Source organism: Nocardia coubleae NBRC 108252 (assembly GCF_001612805.1).
In the GTDB taxonomy this organism is placed as follows: domain Bacteria; phylum Actinomycetota; class Actinomycetes; order Mycobacteriales; family Mycobacteriaceae; genus Nocardia; species Nocardia coubleae.
The window spans coordinates 233,220-250,296 of sequence record NZ_BDBD01000026.1 but is presented as its reverse complement, the minus strand read 5'-3'; the positions used below and the strand labels follow the sequence as shown (position 1 = coordinate 250,296).

The 17,077-nt window shown below is 66.5% G+C and carries 18 protein-coding genes and 1 tRNA gene; 8 read left to right on the top strand and 11 right to left on the bottom strand.

The features are described from left to right. Positions 1-85: 85 nt before the first annotated feature. Both NCO8_RS27390 and NCO8_RS27385 read left to right on the top strand, forming a co-directional pair. A complete protein-coding gene (locus NCO8_RS27390; RefSeq protein WP_067643765.1) occupies positions 86-1,408 on the top strand; it encodes a UDP-glucose dehydrogenase family protein in 1,323 nt (440 codons plus the stop codon). Beyond that, entirely contained in the window at positions 1,371-2,813 is a 1,443-nt protein-coding gene (locus NCO8_RS27385) for a DUF7159 family protein (RefSeq protein ID WP_501193584.1), read from the top strand. Before NCO8_RS27390 ends, NCO8_RS27385 begins: the two co-directional genes overlap by 38 nt. A gap of 1 nt (position 2,814) precedes the next feature. Here the strand turns inward: NCO8_RS27385 and NCO8_RS27380 are convergent, their stop codons facing one another. From NCO8_RS27380 to NCO8_RS27370, 3 genes are all read right to left on the bottom strand, one after another. Beyond that, entirely contained in the window at positions 2,815-4,089 is a 1,275-nt protein-coding gene (locus NCO8_RS27380; protein ID WP_067643761.1) for a YibE/F family protein, read from the bottom strand. 427 nt (positions 4,090-4,516) lie between these two features. Then, the gene (locus tag NCO8_RS27375; RefSeq protein WP_067643759.1) at positions 4,517-5,770 is read right to left on the bottom strand and encodes a pyridoxal phosphate-dependent aminotransferase; all 1,254 of its coding nucleotides are present in this window, start codon (positions 5,768-5,770) and stop codon (positions 4,517-4,519) included. 24 nt (positions 5,771-5,794) lie between these two features. Further along, complete coding sequence (locus tag NCO8_RS27370; RefSeq protein WP_166655743.1) at positions 5,795-7,054, bottom strand: NsdA family TPR-like regulatory protein; 1,260 nt, start codon at positions 7,052-7,054, stop codon at positions 5,795-5,797. A gap of 203 nt (positions 7,055-7,257) precedes the next feature. Between NCO8_RS27370 and NCO8_RS27365 the strand changes: the two genes are divergently transcribed. Next, on the top strand, positions 7,258-7,770 hold the full coding sequence (locus tag NCO8_RS27365; protein ID WP_245655523.1) for a hypothetical protein: 513 nt from the start codon (positions 7,258-7,260) through the stop codon (positions 7,768-7,770). On the opposite strand, the gene dcd is transcribed toward NCO8_RS27365, so the two are convergent. After that, positions 7,683-8,282 carry a dCTP deaminase gene (gene dcd / locus NCO8_RS27360; protein WP_067497111.1) on the bottom strand — a complete coding sequence of 200 codons (600 nt, stop codon included), beginning with the start codon at positions 8,280-8,282 and terminating at the stop codon, positions 7,683-7,685. The genes NCO8_RS27365 and dcd overlap by 88 nt on opposite strands. A gap of 99 nt (positions 8,283-8,381) precedes the next feature. Here dcd and NCO8_RS27355 point away from each other — a divergent pair. Beyond that, positions 8,382-8,452, top strand: a tRNA-Gly gene (locus NCO8_RS27355). 18 nt (positions 8,453-8,470) lie between these two features. On the opposite strand, the gene NCO8_RS27350 is transcribed toward NCO8_RS27355, so the two are convergent. Further along, entirely contained in the window at positions 8,471-8,920 is a 450-nt protein-coding gene (locus NCO8_RS27350) for a hypothetical protein (RefSeq protein ID WP_067643757.1), read from the bottom strand. A gap of 134 nt (positions 8,921-9,054) precedes the next feature. Here NCO8_RS27350 and NCO8_RS31690 point away from each other — a divergent pair, with 134 nt between their 5' ends. Further along, on the top strand, positions 9,055-9,555 hold the full coding sequence (locus tag NCO8_RS31690; protein WP_157105146.1) for a hypothetical protein: 501 nt from the start codon (positions 9,055-9,057) through the stop codon (positions 9,553-9,555). A gap of 90 nt (positions 9,556-9,645) precedes the next feature. Here NCO8_RS31690 and NCO8_RS27340 read toward each other — a convergent pair whose 3' ends face one another. From NCO8_RS27340 to NCO8_RS27325, 4 genes are all read right to left on the bottom strand, one after another. Beyond that, a complete protein-coding gene (locus NCO8_RS27340) occupies positions 9,646-11,091 on the bottom strand; it encodes a DHA2 family efflux MFS transporter permease subunit (protein WP_245655522.1) in 1,446 nt (481 codons plus the stop codon). A 5-nt stretch (positions 11,092-11,096) separates the two neighbouring features. Further along, on the bottom strand, positions 11,097-11,714 hold the full coding sequence (locus NCO8_RS27335) for an NADPH-dependent FMN reductase (protein WP_067643750.1): 618 nt from the start codon (positions 11,712-11,714) through the stop codon (positions 11,097-11,099). A 122-nt stretch (positions 11,715-11,836) separates the two neighbouring features. Further along, entirely contained in the window at positions 11,837-12,622 is a 786-nt protein-coding gene (locus NCO8_RS27330; RefSeq protein WP_157105145.1) for a DUF1963 domain-containing protein, read from the bottom strand. Between the two features lie 56 nt (positions 12,623-12,678). Then, positions 12,679-12,990: a hypothetical protein gene (locus tag NCO8_RS27325; RefSeq protein WP_067643744.1), complete on the bottom strand. Its 312-nt coding sequence runs from the start codon at positions 12,988-12,990 to the stop codon at positions 12,679-12,681. A 114-nt stretch (positions 12,991-13,104) separates the two neighbouring features. On the opposite strand from NCO8_RS27325, the gene NCO8_RS27320 reads away from it, so the two are divergent. The 3 genes from NCO8_RS27320 (at position 13,105) to NCO8_RS27310 (ending at position 15,856) form a co-directional block, all read left to right on the top strand. After that, positions 13,105-13,848: a crotonase/enoyl-CoA hydratase family protein gene (locus NCO8_RS27320; RefSeq protein ID WP_067643741.1), complete on the top strand. Its 744-nt coding sequence runs from the start codon at positions 13,105-13,107 to the stop codon at positions 13,846-13,848. A gap of 170 nt (positions 13,849-14,018) precedes the next feature. Then, positions 14,019-15,098, top strand: coding sequence for a glycoside hydrolase family 183 protein (locus NCO8_RS27315; RefSeq protein WP_067643883.1), 1,080 nt, complete (start codon positions 14,019-14,021; stop codon positions 15,096-15,098). A gap of 101 nt (positions 15,099-15,199) precedes the next feature. After that, positions 15,200-15,856 carry a class I SAM-dependent methyltransferase gene (locus tag NCO8_RS27310; protein WP_067643738.1) on the top strand — a complete coding sequence of 219 codons (657 nt, stop codon included), beginning with the start codon at positions 15,200-15,202 and terminating at the stop codon, positions 15,854-15,856. Here NCO8_RS27310 and NCO8_RS27305 read toward each other — a convergent pair. Together NCO8_RS27305 and NCO8_RS27300 are read right to left on the bottom strand one after the other, a co-directional pair. After that, complete coding sequence (locus NCO8_RS27305) at positions 15,836-16,300, bottom strand: flavodoxin family protein (protein WP_067643735.1); 465 nt, start codon at positions 16,298-16,300, stop codon at positions 15,836-15,838. The two genes, NCO8_RS27310 and NCO8_RS27305, sit on opposite strands and share 21 nt — an antisense overlap. 34 nt (positions 16,301-16,334) lie before the next feature. Beyond that, positions 16,335-16,928 (bottom strand): alpha/beta hydrolase family protein, encoded by a 594-nt coding sequence (locus NCO8_RS27300; RefSeq protein ID WP_067643732.1) that lies wholly within the window; start codon positions 16,926-16,928, stop codon positions 16,335-16,337. Positions 16,929-17,077 lie beyond the last annotated feature (149 nt).

The window sequence follows — 17,077 nt, the reverse complement described above, 5'->3', positions numbered from 1 at the left end:
ACGTTCCCCCCTGTACACCAGATGTTGCGCCCGCTCTTGCCTCGCTGACGCGGCGTAGCCACGCGCGCCGCTTACCAACGAGAGTATGCGATGCACAGTCTTCGGAACGGGGTACCTGGGGGCCACGCACGCAGCGTGTATGGCCGAGCTGGGGCACGATGTGGTCGGGGTCGATGTCGATCCCGGCAAGGTGGCCAAACTGGCCGACGGGGTGGTGCCGTTCTACGAACCGGGGCTGGACGAGGTGCTGCAACGCAACCTCGCGGCGGGCAGGCTGCGGTTCACCACCGACTACGAGGACGCGGCCGCGCACGCCGATGTCCACTTCCTCGGTGTCGGCACACCGCAGAAGAAGGGTGAGTACGGCGCCGACCTGAAGTACGTGCACGCCGTGGTCGACACCCTTGTCCCGATGCTGGAACGTCCGGCGATGATCGTCGGCAAGTCGACCGTCCCGGTGGGAACCGCCGCCGCCCTCGGTGCCCGGGCCCGCGCACTCACCGACGTCGACGTGGAGGTGGCCTGGAACCCCGAGTTCCTGCGCGAGGGCTTCGCGGTGCAGGACACCCTGCGCCCCGACCGCCTCGTCCTCGGCCTCGACCGCACCCGTGAGCGCGCCGATTGGGTCGAACAACACATTCGCGACATCTATGCCGATCTCATCGATGCCGAAATTCCTTTCCTGCTCACCGATTTGGCCACCGCCGAATTGGTGAAAGTTTCGGCGAATGCCTTTCTGGCCACAAAGATTTCGTTCATCAACGCCGTTTCCGAAGTCTGTGAGGCAACGGGCGCCGATGTCACGATGCTCGCCGACGCGCTCGGTTACGACGCGCGCATCGGCCGCCGATTCCTCAATGCCGGACTGGGTTTCGGCGGCGGCTGCTTACCGAAGGACATTCGCGCTTTCATGGCCCGCTCGGGCGAACTCGGCGCCGATCATGCGGTCGCATTCTTGCGCGAGGTCGACAACATCAATATGCGCCGCCGCACCAAAGTGGTCGACATGGCCGCCCGCGCCTGCGGTGGCTCCCTGCTCGGCGCGAACGTCGCCGTCCTCGGCGCGGCGTTCAAGCCGGAGTCCGATGACGTGCGCGATTCGCCCGCGCTCAACGTGGCCGGGATGATCCAGCTGCACGGCGCCGTGGTCACCGTGTACGACCCGAAAGCGGTGGAGAATTCGCGTCGCGTCTTCCCCACACTGAACTACGCGACATCCGTCGCCGAGGCGTGTGATCGCGCCGATGTGGTTCTGGTCCTTACCGAATGGAATGAATTCACGGATTTGACGCCGGCCGACCTGGAACCGGTGGTACGTTCCCGTTCGATCATCGACGGTCGCAATTGTCTGGATCGTCACGCCTGGCGTGATGCCGGGTGGGTGTACGCCGGACTCGGCACCCCGTAGAGTTACGGCGGGCGGGGGCTGGCAGGTTGTGCAGGCTCCGCATGTCGTGCAACGAGATGGGCAGCTGATGAGTGCGGTTTTGGGAGTTTCCGTCGGAGCGGCGACGGTGCGCCTGGCGCGCCCGCAGCCCGGGGGTGCACCGAATTCCTTTCAGGTGCATACCCTTCCCGTCCCCGAACAACACGCGGAAGAATCGGCGGCCGACGCGATCGCGGCCACCCTCGCCGCGGGCCCCGAGGTCGCGGCGACCACCGTCACCTTCCGCAGCGAACCGCAGGCTCGTGCCATCCGCGCCGCCATGGCCCGCAGGCAGCTCACCAACTATCAGCTGATTCCCGAAGCCGTTGCCGCCGTGCATTTCGCGCACGCCACCGCCGACCTGCGTGAAGTGTCCACGCTGGCCGTCTACGACCTGGGCAGTTCCGGTCTCACGGTGAGCGTGGTCGACGCGCGAACCAGCGATGTGCACCAGTGTGAACGCATCAGCGACATCAGCGGCGACTACCTCGATTCGCTGATCCGCGAGCAGCAGATCGCGTCGGGCCGGATCGCCCACCCCGCCGATCCGGCCGGCCTGGCCGCGCTCGACGCGTTGTGCCGGGCGGCCAAGGAGCAGCTGTCGAGCAGCAACGCGGTAGCGCTGCCCAGTGAGCAGGGGCTGGTGCTGCTCACCCAGGAGAACTTCGAAGCGCTGATGATGCTGGCGATCGAGTCGTCGGCGCGGATGACCCGCGATGTCATCATCCGGGCCCAGCATCCGGTACAGGCGGTGCTGGTGATCGGTGGCGGCGCCCGGATTCCGCTGATCGCACGGGTGCTCGAGCGCACGATCGGCGTTCCGGTGATCGTTCCGGTCGAACCGGAGACGGCGTTGGCGCGCGGTGCCGCATTGCTCGCCAGGCCCGCACAGGTGGCGCAGGCGCCGGTCGCGCCGCCGATCGCACCCATCGAGCAGCTCGACGATGTGACGCCCGCCTGGCTCACCGCCCCGACCCGTGGCAGGCGTCCGCTCGCCGCGCTGACCGGTCGCGGCCACAGTCGCCGGGAGTTGAACGGCGCGTTGCTCACGGTGAGTTCGCTCGCGGTGGTCGCGGCGATCGGTATCGGCCTCGGCTACGGCACCGAGGTGCTCGAGAGCGGTAATTCCAGCGACGGTTCGCAGGCGGTACCGGCCAGTTCGACGCCGCGCTCGACCGTACCGACCACGGCGCCGCCGTCGACCACCGAAGCGGTGCACGGCACAGTGGCAGCTCCGCCCGTCCAGCTTCCGCCGAACACCCCGACGGAGGAACCGGCGCCGACGCAGGGCCCCAACACCTTCACCGTGGTGCCGGGCCTGCCGCCGATCGTCGTGCCGACGTTGCCGCCGGTGGTGCTGCCCGGTATGCCGCCGCCCGGGCGGTAGTTCAGTTCCTGGCGTGCCGGGCGCGTGGCGGCGCGACGGTCGCCTTCTGCGCCCCGAAGGGCCGGGCGAGCAGCACCGCGATGCCGGTGGTCAACGGCACCGACAGGGCGAGGGCGATACCGCCGACCGCGGATCGGGTGATCTCGATGGCGACGGCATCACCGGTGAGCACGTCGGTGATGGATCGTCCGGCGACGCTGAACAGCAGCAGCAGCGGTAGCGCGCCACCGGCGTAGGCGAGCACGAGGGTGTAGACGGTGCTGGCGATGTGGTCGCGGCCGACGCGCATGGCTGCGGTGAAGATCTCGCGCCGCGAAGCCCCTTCGTCGAGTGCGGCGAGTTCGAAGGCGGCCGAGGCCTGGGTGATGGTGACGTCGTTGAGCACGCCGAGCGAGCCGATGATGAACCCCGCGAGCAGCAGCCCGGTGATGCTGACGTGCTGAATGTAGGTGGCCACGTTGGTGTTCTGTTCTTCGGACAGCCCGGTGAGGTGGGTGACTTTCAACGTCAGCCACGACAATGCCGCCGCCACGAGCATCGATGCCAGCGTGCCGAGCAGGGCCGAACTGGTCCGCAGATTCAGTCCGTGCGCCAGATAGAGCACCACGTAGAGGATCAGCGCTCCCGATACGAGCGCGACCGGGATCGCCGGTTTCCCGTCGAGCAGCGCCGGCAGCAGGAAGATCACCACGACGCCGAAGGCGAAACACAGCCCGACGAGCGCCCGGAACCCGCGCCACCGCGCGACGATGCAGATCACCGCGACGAACGCGATTACGATCAATGTCAGCGGCAACCCGCGCGAGTAGTCCTCGAACCCGTAGATGGTCCCGCCGCTCGGGTCGGCCGCGCGCACGATCCGGATCTCGTCGCCCACCCGCAGATCGGGTTGTCCCGGCCCCGGCGCGATTTCGAACAGCGTCTTCTTACCCTCGTCGGGCCCCGACCGGATGTCGATGATGCTGCGCTGACACGAGTACCCCACCTGCGGCTGCACCGGCTTGTCGGGAAACGCCTTCCCGTGCGAGGGACTACCGCACAGCCCGACTTCCTGCATGACGACGGTCCCGGCCTCAGTCTGCACCGCCCCACCACTGACGGTCCCCATCGGCGCGGGAATATCGATCTCGGGCTTACTCGGCCACAACAGCGCGGTAGCAATCAACACTGCCACCCCGATAACCGCCAACAGCCCGACAACAACCTTGGCCGCGGTAGCCCCGATAGCGATGGGCCCCGAATGATCGTGGTGATGGTGGTGATGATGATCGCTCACCCGAGAGAGCTTAAGGGAATCCGTTTTCAAGAACGACTTGCTGACCCGCCACTCCGAGAACTTCTTGCCAGATCTAGATGCGGGGAGATTTATCCGGGCGGCCAGACCATGGCGGTCGGTACGTCAGCCCGTTCCCGATGAGTTACCCATGTACTCACCCCCGGTACAGGGCGGCGGAGAGCAGGGGGTTGTCTCCGCCGCCCTCAGGCAGGCGCCCAGGGGGGTAGGCGCGCGTACCTAGGGCTCTCGGTCGTCCAGGGGGGGTAGACGACCGGGCCGGGGCGCCGAAGCGCCGATGCCCACTGTACACAAAAGTTGGACTTTTGCGCTAGTGCATCTTCAAAATCCCCAGATTTCCCAACCCCGAGTTGGTTTCAGCCGGTCTAACCCTATGCCCTCCCCGTCAAGGCCCCTGACACAGTGACACTCACTGTCGGTAACTGGACAGGAAGTTACCGAACCTTTCGATCGCCACCGCGAGGTCCCGTGCCCACGGCAGCGTCACGATCCGCAGGTGGTCGGTGGCGGGCCAGTTGAAGCCCGTGCCCTGCACCATGAGGATCTTCTCTTGTAACAACAGATCGAGCACAAGCTTCCCGTCGTCGTGGATCTCGTGCACATTCGGATCCAGACGGGGGAAGGCGTACAGCGCGCCGCGCGGCTTCACGCACGACACACCGGGGATCATGTTCAGCCGCTCCCACGCCACATCGCGCTGCTCGAGCAACCGTCCGCCGGGCAGGATCAGGTCCTCGATGCTCTGATGGCCGCCCAGCGCCACCTGGATGGCGTGCTGAGCGGGCACATTCGGGCACAACCGGGACGAGGCGAGCAGATCGATCCCCTCGAGGAATCCGGCAGCGTGGTCCTTGGGCCCGGTGATCGCCAGCCAGCCCGAGCGGTACCCGGCCACCCGGTAGGCTTTGGACAAGCCGTTGAACGTCAGGCACAGCAGGTCGGGAGCCAGCGAGGCCAGCGAGATGTGCTTGGCGTCGTCGTAGAGGATCTTGTCGTAGATCTCGTCGGCGAGCAGCAGCAACCGATGCTTACGCGCCAGGTCGACGATCTGCTGCAGCACCTCCGCCGAGTACACCGCGCCGGTCGGGTTGTTCGGGTTGATCACCAGCAGCGCCTTGGTGCGGTCGGTGATCTTCGATTCGATATCGGCGATATCGGGCTGCCAGCCGTTCTCCTCGTCGCACAGGTAGTGCACCGGGGTGCCGCCGGCGAGGCTGGTCATGGCCGTCCACAGCGGGTAGTCCGGCGCCGGGATGAGTACCTCGTCGCCGTTGTCGAGCAGCGCCTGCATGGTGACGGTGATGAGCTCCGACACGCCGTTGCCCAGGTAGACGTCGTCCACGTCGAGTTCGGGGAAGCCCGGCACCAGCTCGTAGCGGGTGACGATCGCGCGCCGCGCCGACAGGATGCCCTTGGACTCGGAGTACCCCTGCGCGTACGGCAGCGCCGCGATCATGTCGCGCATGATCACGTCGGGCGCTTCGAACCCGAACGGGGCCGGGTTGCCGATGTTGAGCTTGAGGATGCGATGGCCCTCGGCCTCCAGGCGTGCTGCCTGCGCGTGTACCGGCCCACGGATCTCGTAGACCACGTCCTGCAGTTTCTTCGACTGCTCGAGGACGCGCGGGGCGACATGCGGATGCTGTGGACTCACCCACCCCATGTTAGGGATGGTTGCCGACAACATTCACAGCCGGGGTTTGCCCGCCTGAGCCGCCGTTTCCAGGCAGAACTCCTCGATACGCTCGTCGAGCCCACGCGCTTCGACCGCATTGCGGTAGTTCGGGGCGGCGATCCGGCGGCGCAGACCGACCAGCCGTTCGCCCAGCTGAGCGATGCGCCGGTCCTCCGGCAGGCCGAGCACCGGACGCAGCGCGTCGGCCGCGCCGTCGATACTTCCGTTGATGAGGTGCGCGGCCGCGTTGTCGACGCGCGCCAGCGACTCGGCACCGTAGGAACGCTGCAGCGGTGGTCCGCTCGAGTACAGCGCGATCGCGCGTTCGGTGGCCGCGAGCGCCTGTTCGGCACGGCCGAGCTGGATGCAGGTGGCGCCCGCGTAGTAAGCGGCCTTGGCCGTCGGGAAGCCGAACACCCCGCCGATCTCGTCGTGCAGTTCCTCGCGCCGGTCCGGATCGACCGACTCGGCCGTGCGTAGGCATCGGTCGGTCTCGGAGTCGTTCCCCAGCCGCGCCCACACCCGCGCCTCGATATTGAGCAACCGCACGCGTGCCAACCCGCCCGGGGCGAATTCCTGCCCGCCACGGGCTAATTGGACGGCATTGCGCGGGCGATCCGACCAGTTCTCGATCAACGCGTGCATGCCGCGCGTCCATGCCCGCAACCCGTTGTGCCCGCTGAGTTCGGCGTAAGCCCAAGCGGCCCTGATCTGTTCGCCCGCGGCATCGAGATAGCCGAGGTCGGTGCTCGCGTTGGCGAGCAACCCGGACAGGGTGCCCGCCAGTAAATACAGGTGCGAGGTGTCGACCGGTTTCTGCTGTCCGTCGAGCAGCCGGTACACCCGCCGCCGCACCCGCAGCATCTCCACCATCATGGGAGCCGGTGCGGCATAGACGTATTCGGTGGCGATCCGTCGCACGTCGGCATCGAGCTGGGCCAACGTTGTCGGTCCGACATTGGTGCTCTCCGCGGCGGCCGCGTGTTCGCTGGCCTCGTGCGCAGCCGCCATGATCAACTCCCTCTCCGACATCAACTCGGGCACAGCGCTTTTGCTTACCCCCGCGTCGACGAAGGCGAGCAGGTCGGTCTCGCCCGCCGGGGCGAGCAGCGCCGTGAATCTGGCGCGGACCACCTCGTCGGAGCGGGCCAGCGACGTATCGAGTGCCGCCTGGTTCACCGGCCGCGGCTTCACCCGCGACCCACCGGCTTCCCATTTCGACACCAGCCGTTCGTGCACGCCCAGATGAGCCGCGAACTCCCGGATGCTCATTCGTTTGGCATCGCGAAGAGCTCTGGCCTCTCTACCCGTCCACTCCCCGACCACGACGTCACCTCATCCGATGGACAACATCTTCCAGAGTACGAGCGCGACAGTGAGACACACCACATGTTCGCCGAATCGGTTGTCTGAGGCAGCGAAAGGGCGGTGCGGGGCAGTGGTCACCGACCGTCGTGCGGGGTGATCCTGAAGGGGTGGAAGCCAGGACTGTCGATGACTGGGTGCGTTGCTACCAGCGCGAATTCGGGCTGCCCGTGCGCGAGCGTGGTGGCTTCGTGATGTTGCCGATCACCGATCGGCTGTGTGTGGTCCATCTGCCGACCGCACGCGCCGAGAAGGTGTTCGCGCGGTTACACGAGCAACGGACGGAAGGTCCCGTGCTCGCCCGTCAGATCCGCTGGAGCGTGCTCGCCACACCCGATGCCAGACCCACCGACGATCTCGCCGCCGAACTGTCGGGCCTCGATATCGACGTCCCCGGCATCGGCAGCGCCGTGATGCTCCCGACCAGCCTCGGCCGCTGGAGCCGCGAGGGCTGCCACTGGGTGCGCCCGCCGTGCCCCGGCGACGTGTTCCCGCCGCTCACGAACGTGCTGCGGATCGCGCTGGAAGTCGGTCCTCAGCGCGTCTCGACCGCGTTGAGCGAATCGGGCGACAGGGGAAAATTCAGGTACGACCGCGACGGCGTCGGCCCCCGCTGGCCCTGATACTTCGACCCGGCCGCCGCACTCCCGTACGGATGCTCGGCCGGGCTCGTCAACCGGATCAGGCACAACTGCCCGATCTTCATCCCCGGCCACAGCGTGATCGGCAGGTTCGCCACATTCGACAGCTCGAGCGTGATGTGCCCACTGAACCCGGGGTCGATGAACCCCGCCGTCGAATGCGTGAGCAATCCGAGCCTGCCCAGACTCGACTTGCCCTCCAACCGCCCCGCCAGGTCGTCGGGCAAGGTGCACATCTCCAGCGTCGACCCCAGCACGAACTCCCCCGGATGCAGCACGAACGGCTCCCCCGGCTTCGGCTCGACCAGGCTGGTCAGCTCGTCCTGCTGCTGGGCCGGATCGATATGGGTGTACCGGCTGTTGTCGAACACCCGGAACAGCCCGTCGAGCCGAACATCGATACTCGACGGCTGAACCATCGACTCGAGCATCGGCTCGACCCCGAGCCGCCCAGCGGCGATCTCGGCGCGAATGTCACGATCGGAGAGCAGCACCGGCCCAGTTTAAGCAGGTGACGCCCCCGCCACCCGACCGAGCCCCCGAAGACTTGCATCCCCGCACGCCAGTTCTGATAGAGTCGCGATCGCACAACTGCCGATGTAGTTCAATGGTAGAACTCCTGCTTCCCAAGCAGGTAGCGCGGGTTCGATTCCCGTCATCGGCTCTTCTGCCTCCCCGCGAGCTAGGTCAGACCTAGATCCGGGGAGGCTTTTTTGTGCGGTCCTCGCCACGCGAGCGCCGCGAGCAGACCAGGGAACACACCCCAGACGGTGACCAGCACGAGCCAGAACACCGGTGGTTGCGCGACCGGGCCGGGCTCGGGGTGCTCGTAGCTCGGCAGCCTGAAAACTCCCGAATACCACACAAGCCAGAGCGCGAAATCGGCGGCGAACAACAAGCAACCGCCGAGAACCGCCCACCTCCACCCACTCACCGCACCAACGAGCAACGCCACCCCCGCGAGACCCGCGACGACCAGCTTGGTGACGAGCAGAGCGTGACTACCCGCCGAAACCTCCTCGTCAGGCATACCTTCGACCAGCAGCAGGAACGAGTAGACCAAAACCAGAACAGCGGCGACAGAGGCCCCGAGCCCGGAGAAGACGCGCGCCCAGAGGCTCGATGACGACATGACTGGCATGGTAGTCAAATTGGTTCTCCAGGCGGATGCCCTCCGCCCGACTCGACCACCACGTCTCCGCAGCCGACGAGCCGTCTCCCGAACGGCTCGGGCTCGGCTGGGGTCGAAACCTCGAAGGAGTATCGGTGCGTGCTCGTAAACGGATGAGTTGCCTGTTGCTGGCGTTGGTAGCCATCACCCCGGTCGCCGGATGTAGTTCCTCGGGCGGTGAACAAATCGCCGTCCAGGACGGAAGTCCCGCATTGACAGCAGCTTTCGCTCGGCTCTTGGAAGAAAAGCGAAGCGCACGATTGGGCGATATCGTCGCGTCATCCGGCGCTCAGATCGGTCCGTGGGACCGCATGTACAGCTTCAGCTCCCCCAACACCAGCGACGAACTCAATCGGGCGTTGGGGACCGACGGAGCGAAATGGACCGGGTTGCACACCCACTCCGAATCTACGACGCAGGTGTTCGTACATGCCGGCAAAGTGGTCCTTGCCTACGACGACAGGGAACGGGGCCCGATTGTCAAGAGGCTGACCTACGCCACTCCGGACTCCCTCGTGAGTCCGAAGTCGGCTGTGACCAAGGGGATTGGCGGCGAACAAACAATCTGGTACCTGGAAGTGCAGGGATTCTCATGATCGAGCACTCAGGTGAGTAGGTCCGTCCGCTGCTGCCGCGACCTGCGGGAATCGCGCAGGCCGCGGCGGGATGCTCGACACCGGCGATGATCACCGGCGTGGTAGCAGCAAGGCCGGGATCAACGCGAGGGCGATCATGATCGGAGCGATCAAATAGGTGTGCTGGAACGCTTCGGCCAGGGCGGGAGCGAGTTCGGCGCGCTGGGTCGGAGCCATGTCGTGTAGGGCTTGCAGCCCGCCGGTTACCGGGAGCAGTGCGCCGAGGGTGACCGAGGAGACCGCGGTGCCGACCGCCAGGGCGGTGGTGCTGATCATGTTCAGCACCGTCGAGCCCGCCGGCTGATCCGCGCGGTTCAGGGACCGGGTGGCGGTGGTCATGACCGGCATCATGGTGCCGCCGCCACCGGCGCCCATCAGCAGCATGCTCGCGGCGAGTGCCCAGTACGACGCGTCCGCGTCCAGCTGGACGATGAACAGTACGAAACCGGTGAGTGCCACCGTGATCGATAGCGGCAGGTAGCGGCCGGGTGGAATCCGATCGATCAATCGGCCCGCCACCTGCATGGTGAGGCCGGAGGCCAGCGCGAACGGGATGCCCAGCGCGCCTGCCACCAGTGCGGATTCGCCACGGACGACTTGGAAATACAAGGGCAGCAACAGCATCGACCCGAAGTAGCCGCCGGCGAACAGGGCAAGCAGCAGCGCGGCGGGGCCGCTGATCCGGTTGCCGAGGACCCGCAGGTTCAGCAGCGGATCCTCGATGGTCAGGGACCGGCGCACGAAGGCGGCGATGAGCACGGCCCCGGCCACCAGCGGGACAAGCACGGCGGGCGTGGCGAAGCCGGCCTGCTCACCGGCCGCGGTCACCCCGTATATCAGCAGGGCCAGACCTGGCGACATCAACAGGAGTCCGGGTACGTCTAGTGCGTGCCGCGGTTCCGGCAGATCGTCGGGCACGATCCGTGCGGCCAGCACCAGCACCAGCACACCCATCGGCAGGTTGATGAAGAACATCCACCTCCACGACACCTCGTCGATCAGGTATCCGCCGATCACGGGCCCGAGCAAGGGGCCGACCAGAATGGCCAGGCCAAGGGTACTCATCAACCGCCCGAGCCCGTCCGGCCCGGCCGCGCGCAGCAGGATCGTCATCGCGACCGGCATGAGCAGCCCACCACTGGCGCCCTGCACGACCCGGAAAGCGATGAGCGACTCCATGTTCCAGGCCAGCCCGGCCAGCACGGAACCGATCGCGAACGCGGCGACCGCGGTCAGGTACAGCCGTTTGGCGCCGAACCGGCCGACCAGCCACGCCGAGGCAGGAACCACGGCGCCGAGCGCGAGCGAGTAACCGGTCGCCACCCACTGGATGGTGTTCAGACCCGCGTCGAATTCCGCGGACAACGTGTTGATCGAGACATTGACGATGGTCTGGTCCAGCGTGGCCATGATCGTGCCGAGCACCAGCACCAGGGCGATCGTCATGGGGTTGCGGGCGGCGACGGGCGACGCGGCAGCCTTCGCGGTAGTAGTCACGACCCTCACGCCCCGTACGGGTTCACGGCACGGGCGGAACGCAATGCCTCACCCCACCAAGTCAATTGCTTCAGCATGGTCTTGGTGGCGGTGACCGCGTCGGACGGATCGGCCAGCTCACCCGCGTCATCGAATCGGCGCCACGGATTCGCGAAGCTGACCGTGTCACGGATGGTGACCGCATGCAGTTCGGCGAAGACCGGCCGCAGATGTTCCACCGCGCGCAGACCACCGGAGATCCCACCGTAGGAGACGAAACCCACCGGCTTGGCCTGCCATTCGACGTGATGCTCGTCGATCAGATTCTTCAGCGCACCCGGGTAGCTGTGGTTGTACTCGGGCGTCACCACCACGAAAGCGTCGGCACGGGAGAGCTTTTCGGTGGCCTCTGCCCGCGACGGGTGATCGATGACCGCACCGAAGGCGTGCGACAGCGCGACCTGTCGGGTATCGACGATCTCCACTTCGAGGGTGCCGTGGCGCCGGAGCTCACCGACGAACCAGTCCGCTACGGTCGTACCGAACCGACCCTCCCGGGTGCTGCCGACAACCACCGCGACGCGCAGCGGAGCCGCACCCACACCGCCTCGCGACCCTTCGGAATCGACATGCCATTTGCTCATTGAGGCCCTCCTCTGGACGATCGCACCAGCATTGGCGCTGCCCACAGCCTCCAACCTCAACTTAAATTCAGGTCAACCCCTGTGATCGAAGCCATATCCCCTCTGTCCCCGACCATTCCGCGTCAGTGGCTTTCCGAATACGCCACTGCCGCGCCGAGATTCCCTGCCGCCAGGTCCGCCGGTGCGATGAAGCAGTAAAACATCCCCATGTCACCGAACCCGATGCCATTGCCACCGTCGTGGTCGATCTGGGCAAGCAACAGCTGCCCCTCCGGCAGATCCCGGTGCGAGTAGAAGCGCTGTTCCGCCGCGCTACCGGGCAGAACTCCGCGGTCGTTCTCACCCTGAATCTGGTACGACCAGCCGCCGATCTGATGCCAGGGCTCAGTAACGGCCGACCGTGCCGCGTCGAATTTCTCCGCCGCCTCGAACAGCAACTCGTCGAACTCGTCTTCCCAATCGTCGAGGGCAGGCAGCGGCATCTCATAGCAAGTGGGCAGCGTGGGGATGATCCGGCAGGTCAACGGTATGCGCGGGTACGCCCTGCGCTGGTCGACCAGTCGAGACGGGACATCTGCTTCGGTGGTCGCCACCCCGGCGGGGAACCAGCAGACGATCCCACCGCCGTCATGAAACAGCGAAATGGTACCGGCATCAGGCAAATTCAGATCTATCGCGGGTAGCTTGCCCAGATCGATGGTGGCGACGTGCTCGTAGTAGTGCCCCTCGGTTCTCGGCCAGTCGAAGCCCTCCGGCAACACCGGTGCGCCACCGAGCCATCCGACGATCTCGTCGCCGTCCTTCGCATGCTGGAGACGGATCGCGTAGCGCACGGCGAGCCGATAATCATCCTGGTATCGCTCCGGGATGTGTTCGCGGATCAAGGTGTACAGATCGGGCTCGCTCATGAGCACATCGAATCAGCTACCACCGACAACGCTCCGAACGCAGGACCGTCCCGGCGTCAGCCGCCCAGCTTCACGCACTCGGCGGCGATCTTCGCCTGAGCCGCACCCACTTTGGCCGCGTCTTCCTCGTTGAGCTCCTTGGCCTGGTCGCCGGCCTGGCCGTTGGCGACCATCACGCGCAGGCCGTCTTGGGACATGCCCGAGTCGAGGAAGACCTGGGCGGCGCAGTCGGCGAGCGACACGTCCTTCAAACCCTTGTCCTGCAGGGATTTCGACAGTTCCGCCTGGGTTACCGCAGGCTCGTCGCTGCCGCAGGCCGACAGTGCCGGCAGCGCGATGAGCGCTGCGGCGATCAGACAGATCCGCACTCTGTGTGTCCTCCCGGTCGACACGCATCGGCCGATGCGTGGCCGAGTTGGATCATGCCCGAACGGCGGCGGATGGGCCACACCCTCGAACTGACTCACGAGTAAGATCGGGTCATGGGAGAGCACATCGATCTGCGGTTCGAGAACGCACGCGCTTATGTCACGCTGAATCGTCCGGCGAAACACAATGGACTGACGCTGGAAATGTTGCGTGACCTAGTCACGGCGGCCGATGCGGTGTCCGGGCACAAGGAAATTCGCGCGGTCATCGTGACAGGTAACGGCCCGAGTTTCAGTAGCGGACTCGATATAGCCGCCGCGACCCGCGACCCGATCGCCATTGTGCGGGAATTCCTGCCGCGACCGTGGCGGGGCACCAATACTTTCCAGGAAGCCTGCTGGGCATGGCGTCGCCTCGACGTCCCGGTGATCGCCGCGGTGCACGGCCGCTGCTTCGGCGGCGGGCTGCAACTCGCCCTAGCCGCCGACTTCCGCATCGCCGCTCCGGACGCCGAGTTCTCGGTGATGGAAGCCGCGCACGGCCTCATTCCCGACATGTCGGGCACCGCATCGTTGTCGCAGCTCATCGGCATCGATCAGGCCCTGCTGCTCACCATGACCGCCGAACGCGTCGACGCCGATCACGCCAGAAGGATCGGTCTGGTCACCGATATCGCCGACAGTCCGGTGGCCGCCGCCGAGTCCCTGGCCGACCGGATCGCGGCCCGCGATCCCCGCGCGGTCGCCGCCGCCAAGCGCCTGTTCGACCGGTCCTGGCACCGGCCCGCACGCGGCAGTTTCGCCGCCGAGCGTGCCGCGCAAATTCCGCTGCTGCTCCGTAAGGCAATTATTCGCTGACGGAGACAAGTAGACGCCGCCCCAACACTAGGTCGCCTCACAGTACTTCGGCCCGCGTCCGGCTGTTAGTTTCAGTTCACCAATCCGACGGAAAAAGTGCACCGAATCAAACAGGTGCGCTTATTCCCGTGTGCCCGGAGGCTGACGTGAACGAATCCGGCTCGCTCGCCATGACCGTATTGGCGGGGGCCGCGGCGGTACTGCTCGTCGGGACGGCGCCCGCCGCGGCCGACCCGAACGCCATCAACCCGATCCCGGTCCTCAACGGCACCTACGGCCTGCCGGTCCTGCACGGCCGGGCGCAGGCCGTGTTCCAGGTGACCGGCATGGCGAGCCCGAACGCCACCCACACCTACAACGTCCTCGGCACCGACCTGGGGATCATGTGGGACAACGGGCACGGCGAGATGCTCACCGCGTTCGGTGACACCGCGGGCGTCGGTCTCCCGAACCTGTTGCGCGACAGCAAATGGGCTTGGCGTTCGAACTTCCTGGCCCGCAGTTTCAGCCGCAACCCGGCCGAGGGCATCCATTTCCACAGTGTGGTGCGCGACGGTATCGGCCAGGCCCGCGAACTCGTCTTCAGCCCGAAGGACGGCGAGGAGATCAGCCGGATCCCCACGGCTGGCGTGTCGGTCGGCGGCGTGCAGTACATGTCGTTGATGTCGGTGCGCAGCTGGGACGCGCCCGGCGAGTGGACCACGAACTATTCGGGATTGGCTGTGTCGTCGGACAACGGCGAGACATGGACGGACCTTGCCCACACCCGGAGGCCCAACGACAACGGCCACCACAAGTTCCAGATGAATGCCTTCCTGAAGGACGGCGGCTTCGTCTACGAATTCGGCACCCCGCCGGGCCGCGACAACGAAGCCTTCCTCGCCCGCGTGCCCGAGGGCGAGATCGAGAATCTGGACGCCTACGAGTACTGGGACGGCGGCGGCTGGAAGCGCGGCGACGCGAACGCCGCGGCCCCCATCATGGCCGGGGCAGCCGAACTGTCGGTGATGTACAACGAGCACCTCGGCCAGTTCGTCTCCCTCACCACCGACCCCGCCAATTCGGTGGTGCTGCGCCGCGCACCGTCACCGGAAGGCCCGTGGAGCCCGCCCGAAGTCCTCATCGATGCCCGCGAACTGCCCACCGCCTACGCCCCGCAGATCTTCCCGTACCAGACCGGCCGCGACCTCTATTTCCTCACCACCGTCCACACCCAGTACAACGTCATCCTCATGCGCACATCCCTCTGACAGTTCGATCACGGGCTACCATGACAGCGACATCCCGCCAGCCGCGTCGCAACCGAGAACGCACCTGAGTCTGGCCGAAATTCGCGGGGAGGCGGAACAGCATGGACGCGGCGGAGTGGGACGCACGCTATGCCCGCAGCGAATTGGTCTGGGGCGCACCGCCCAACAGCACGGTCGTCGAATACGTCCACGGCCTCGACCGCAGGCTCCCGCTGCAAGCCGACGGCACCGCCGCCCCGATGCGCGCCCTCGACCTGGCCTGCGGTGAAGGCCGTCACGCACTGTGGCTGGCCACGCACGGCTGGCAGGTGCAGGCCGTCGACTTCGCCCAGGTGGGTATCGACAAGGGGCGAACGGTCGCCGCGCGCCTGTCGCGTTCGGTACGTTCGCGCGTCGAGTGGACCTGCGCCGACATCACCGACCTCGACGCGGCGGGCGTCAGCGGTCCGTTCGAACTGATCCTGATGGTCTTCGTCCACCTGCCACCGCAGGAGCGCCGCCAACTCCTTCACCAACTCGCGTCGATGCTCGCCCCCGGCGGCATGCTGCTGGTCCTGGGGCACGCCACCCGCAACATCACCGACGGTTACGGCGGCCCCCAGGATCCGACGATCCTGTTCGCTCCCGACGACATCCGCGCCGATCTCGACGGCACCGGCGTCACCGTCACCACCGCCCGCGAGGTATTCCGGCCCACCGAGGGCGCCGATGCCATCGATGCCCTTGTCGTGGCCGAGTCAGTCGAACCGACCGCGTAGCTGCTCGGCGAAAGCCCTGGCCGAGGCCAGATCGTCCGCGCTCGGCCGACCCTTGTTGAGCCCGCCCATCAGCGCGAGCGGTCCCATGGTGTCGAGCCCACGGCAGGAGAACCCGCCCACCAGCTCGAATCCTTTGTCTTCGAGCTGATCACCGAGATTGCGCAGGTACGGACGCACACGCAGCTCGGGCAGCCCACTGGTCGCGAAGATGAACGCGTCGCGGTTCTGGCCGGCGGGCAGCGCGTCGACGAAGGCGCGCAGCCGGGCGTCGAGCGACATCCAGTACACCCCCGACCCGAAACCGATCAGGTCGTAGTCGCCCAGCTCGGCGGCGCTGATCTCGGCCGGATCCACCACCCGCGCGTCGAGCACCGTGCCGATGGCGTCGGCGACCTTCCTGGTATTGCCGAGCGCCTTGGACGTGCACACGATGAGCGCTTTCATTGGCTCCCCCTACCTGGTCCGATGTGCCGAAAGCCTAACTCCACCGGCCGAACCACGGTTGCACTGTCGCCGCGATCACGTCGAATCCGGTGCGGAAGGAGTGGGGTTGCTTGGGAATGACGCGCACCTCGGCGGCATCGGCCGGGTCGGGGATCCCGAACGGGTCGCTGCCACCGTTGATGACGACCACCTGCGCGTCACCCACCGACACCAGCTCGTCGCGCCGTGACTTCTCGGGCTTTCCGGGCGGGTGCAACGGGAAAGACAGGGCGATCACCCCGCGCGCGCCCAGTTCGACGGCGGTCCGGCACGCCACCCGCGCACCATTGCTCCGGCCGCCCTGCACGAGCGACACACCGGGGAATCGATCGCGCAACGCCGTGACGATCTCGACCCATGCCTGGTCCTGGGCCACCGCATTGCCCGGCGCCCGCCGCCCGGCAACCCGGTACGGCTGCACCACACGGGCTACCGCGGCACCGGCGGCGAGGGCCGAATCACGCACGGTGAGAATGTCTTTCGCATCGACGCCGCCGCCCGCCCCATGGGTCATCACCAGCAGGAATGCCAGGTCGGCCACCTCGTCGAGCTCGATCTCGGCCGGTCCGGCTGACGTCTCGATGCGCACACCTCACGGTAGCCCCGCGGTCGCCGCGAGCAACGTCTCGGCACGCGCGCGTGTTTTTCACGTCACATTGCGTGCGAACCCCTTTGCCGAGAGCCTTACCCATCGGTAATATGGTCAATAAGTTACCCGCGAGTAGCATGCGGAAAACC

Coding starts and splice junctions, on each gene's coding strand:
- NCO8_RS27390 (WP_067643765.1), top strand. CDS start 86: ATGCGATGCACAGTCTTCGGAACGGGGTACCTGGGGGCCACGCACGCA.
- NCO8_RS27310 (WP_067643738.1), top strand. CDS start 15,200: ATGGACGCGGCGGAGTGGGACGCACGCTATGCCCGCAGCGAATTGGTC.
- NCO8_RS27385 (WP_501193584.1), top strand. CDS start 1,371: ATGCCGGGTGGGTGTACGCCGGACTCGGCACCCCGTAGAGTTACGGCG.
- NCO8_RS27375 (WP_067643759.1), bottom strand. CDS start 5,770: ATGGGGTGGGTGAGTCCACAGCATCCGCATGTCGCCCCGCGCGTCCTC.
- NCO8_RS27320 (WP_067643741.1), top strand. CDS start 13,105: ATGGGAGAGCACATCGATCTGCGGTTCGAGAACGCACGCGCTTATGTC.
- NCO8_RS27335 (WP_067643750.1), bottom strand. CDS start 11,714: ATGAGCAAATGGCATGTCGATTCCGAAGGGTCGCGAGGCGGTGTGGGT.
- NCO8_RS27370 (WP_166655743.1), bottom strand. CDS start 7,054: ATGAGCATCCGGGAGTTCGCGGCTCATCTGGGCGTGCACGAACGGCTG.
- NCO8_RS27330 (WP_157105145.1), bottom strand. CDS start 12,622: ATGAGCGAGCCCGATCTGTACACCTTGATCCGCGAACACATCCCGGAG.
- NCO8_RS27305 (WP_067643735.1), bottom strand. CDS start 16,300: ATGAAAGCGCTCATCGTGTGCACGTCCAAGGCGCTCGGCAATACCAGG.
- NCO8_RS27315 (WP_067643883.1), top strand. CDS start 14,019: ATGACCGTATTGGCGGGGGCCGCGGCGGTACTGCTCGTCGGGACGGCG.
- NCO8_RS27350 (WP_067643757.1), bottom strand. CDS start 8,920: ATGTCGTCATCGAGCCTCTGGGCGCGCGTCTTCTCCGGGCTCGGGGCC.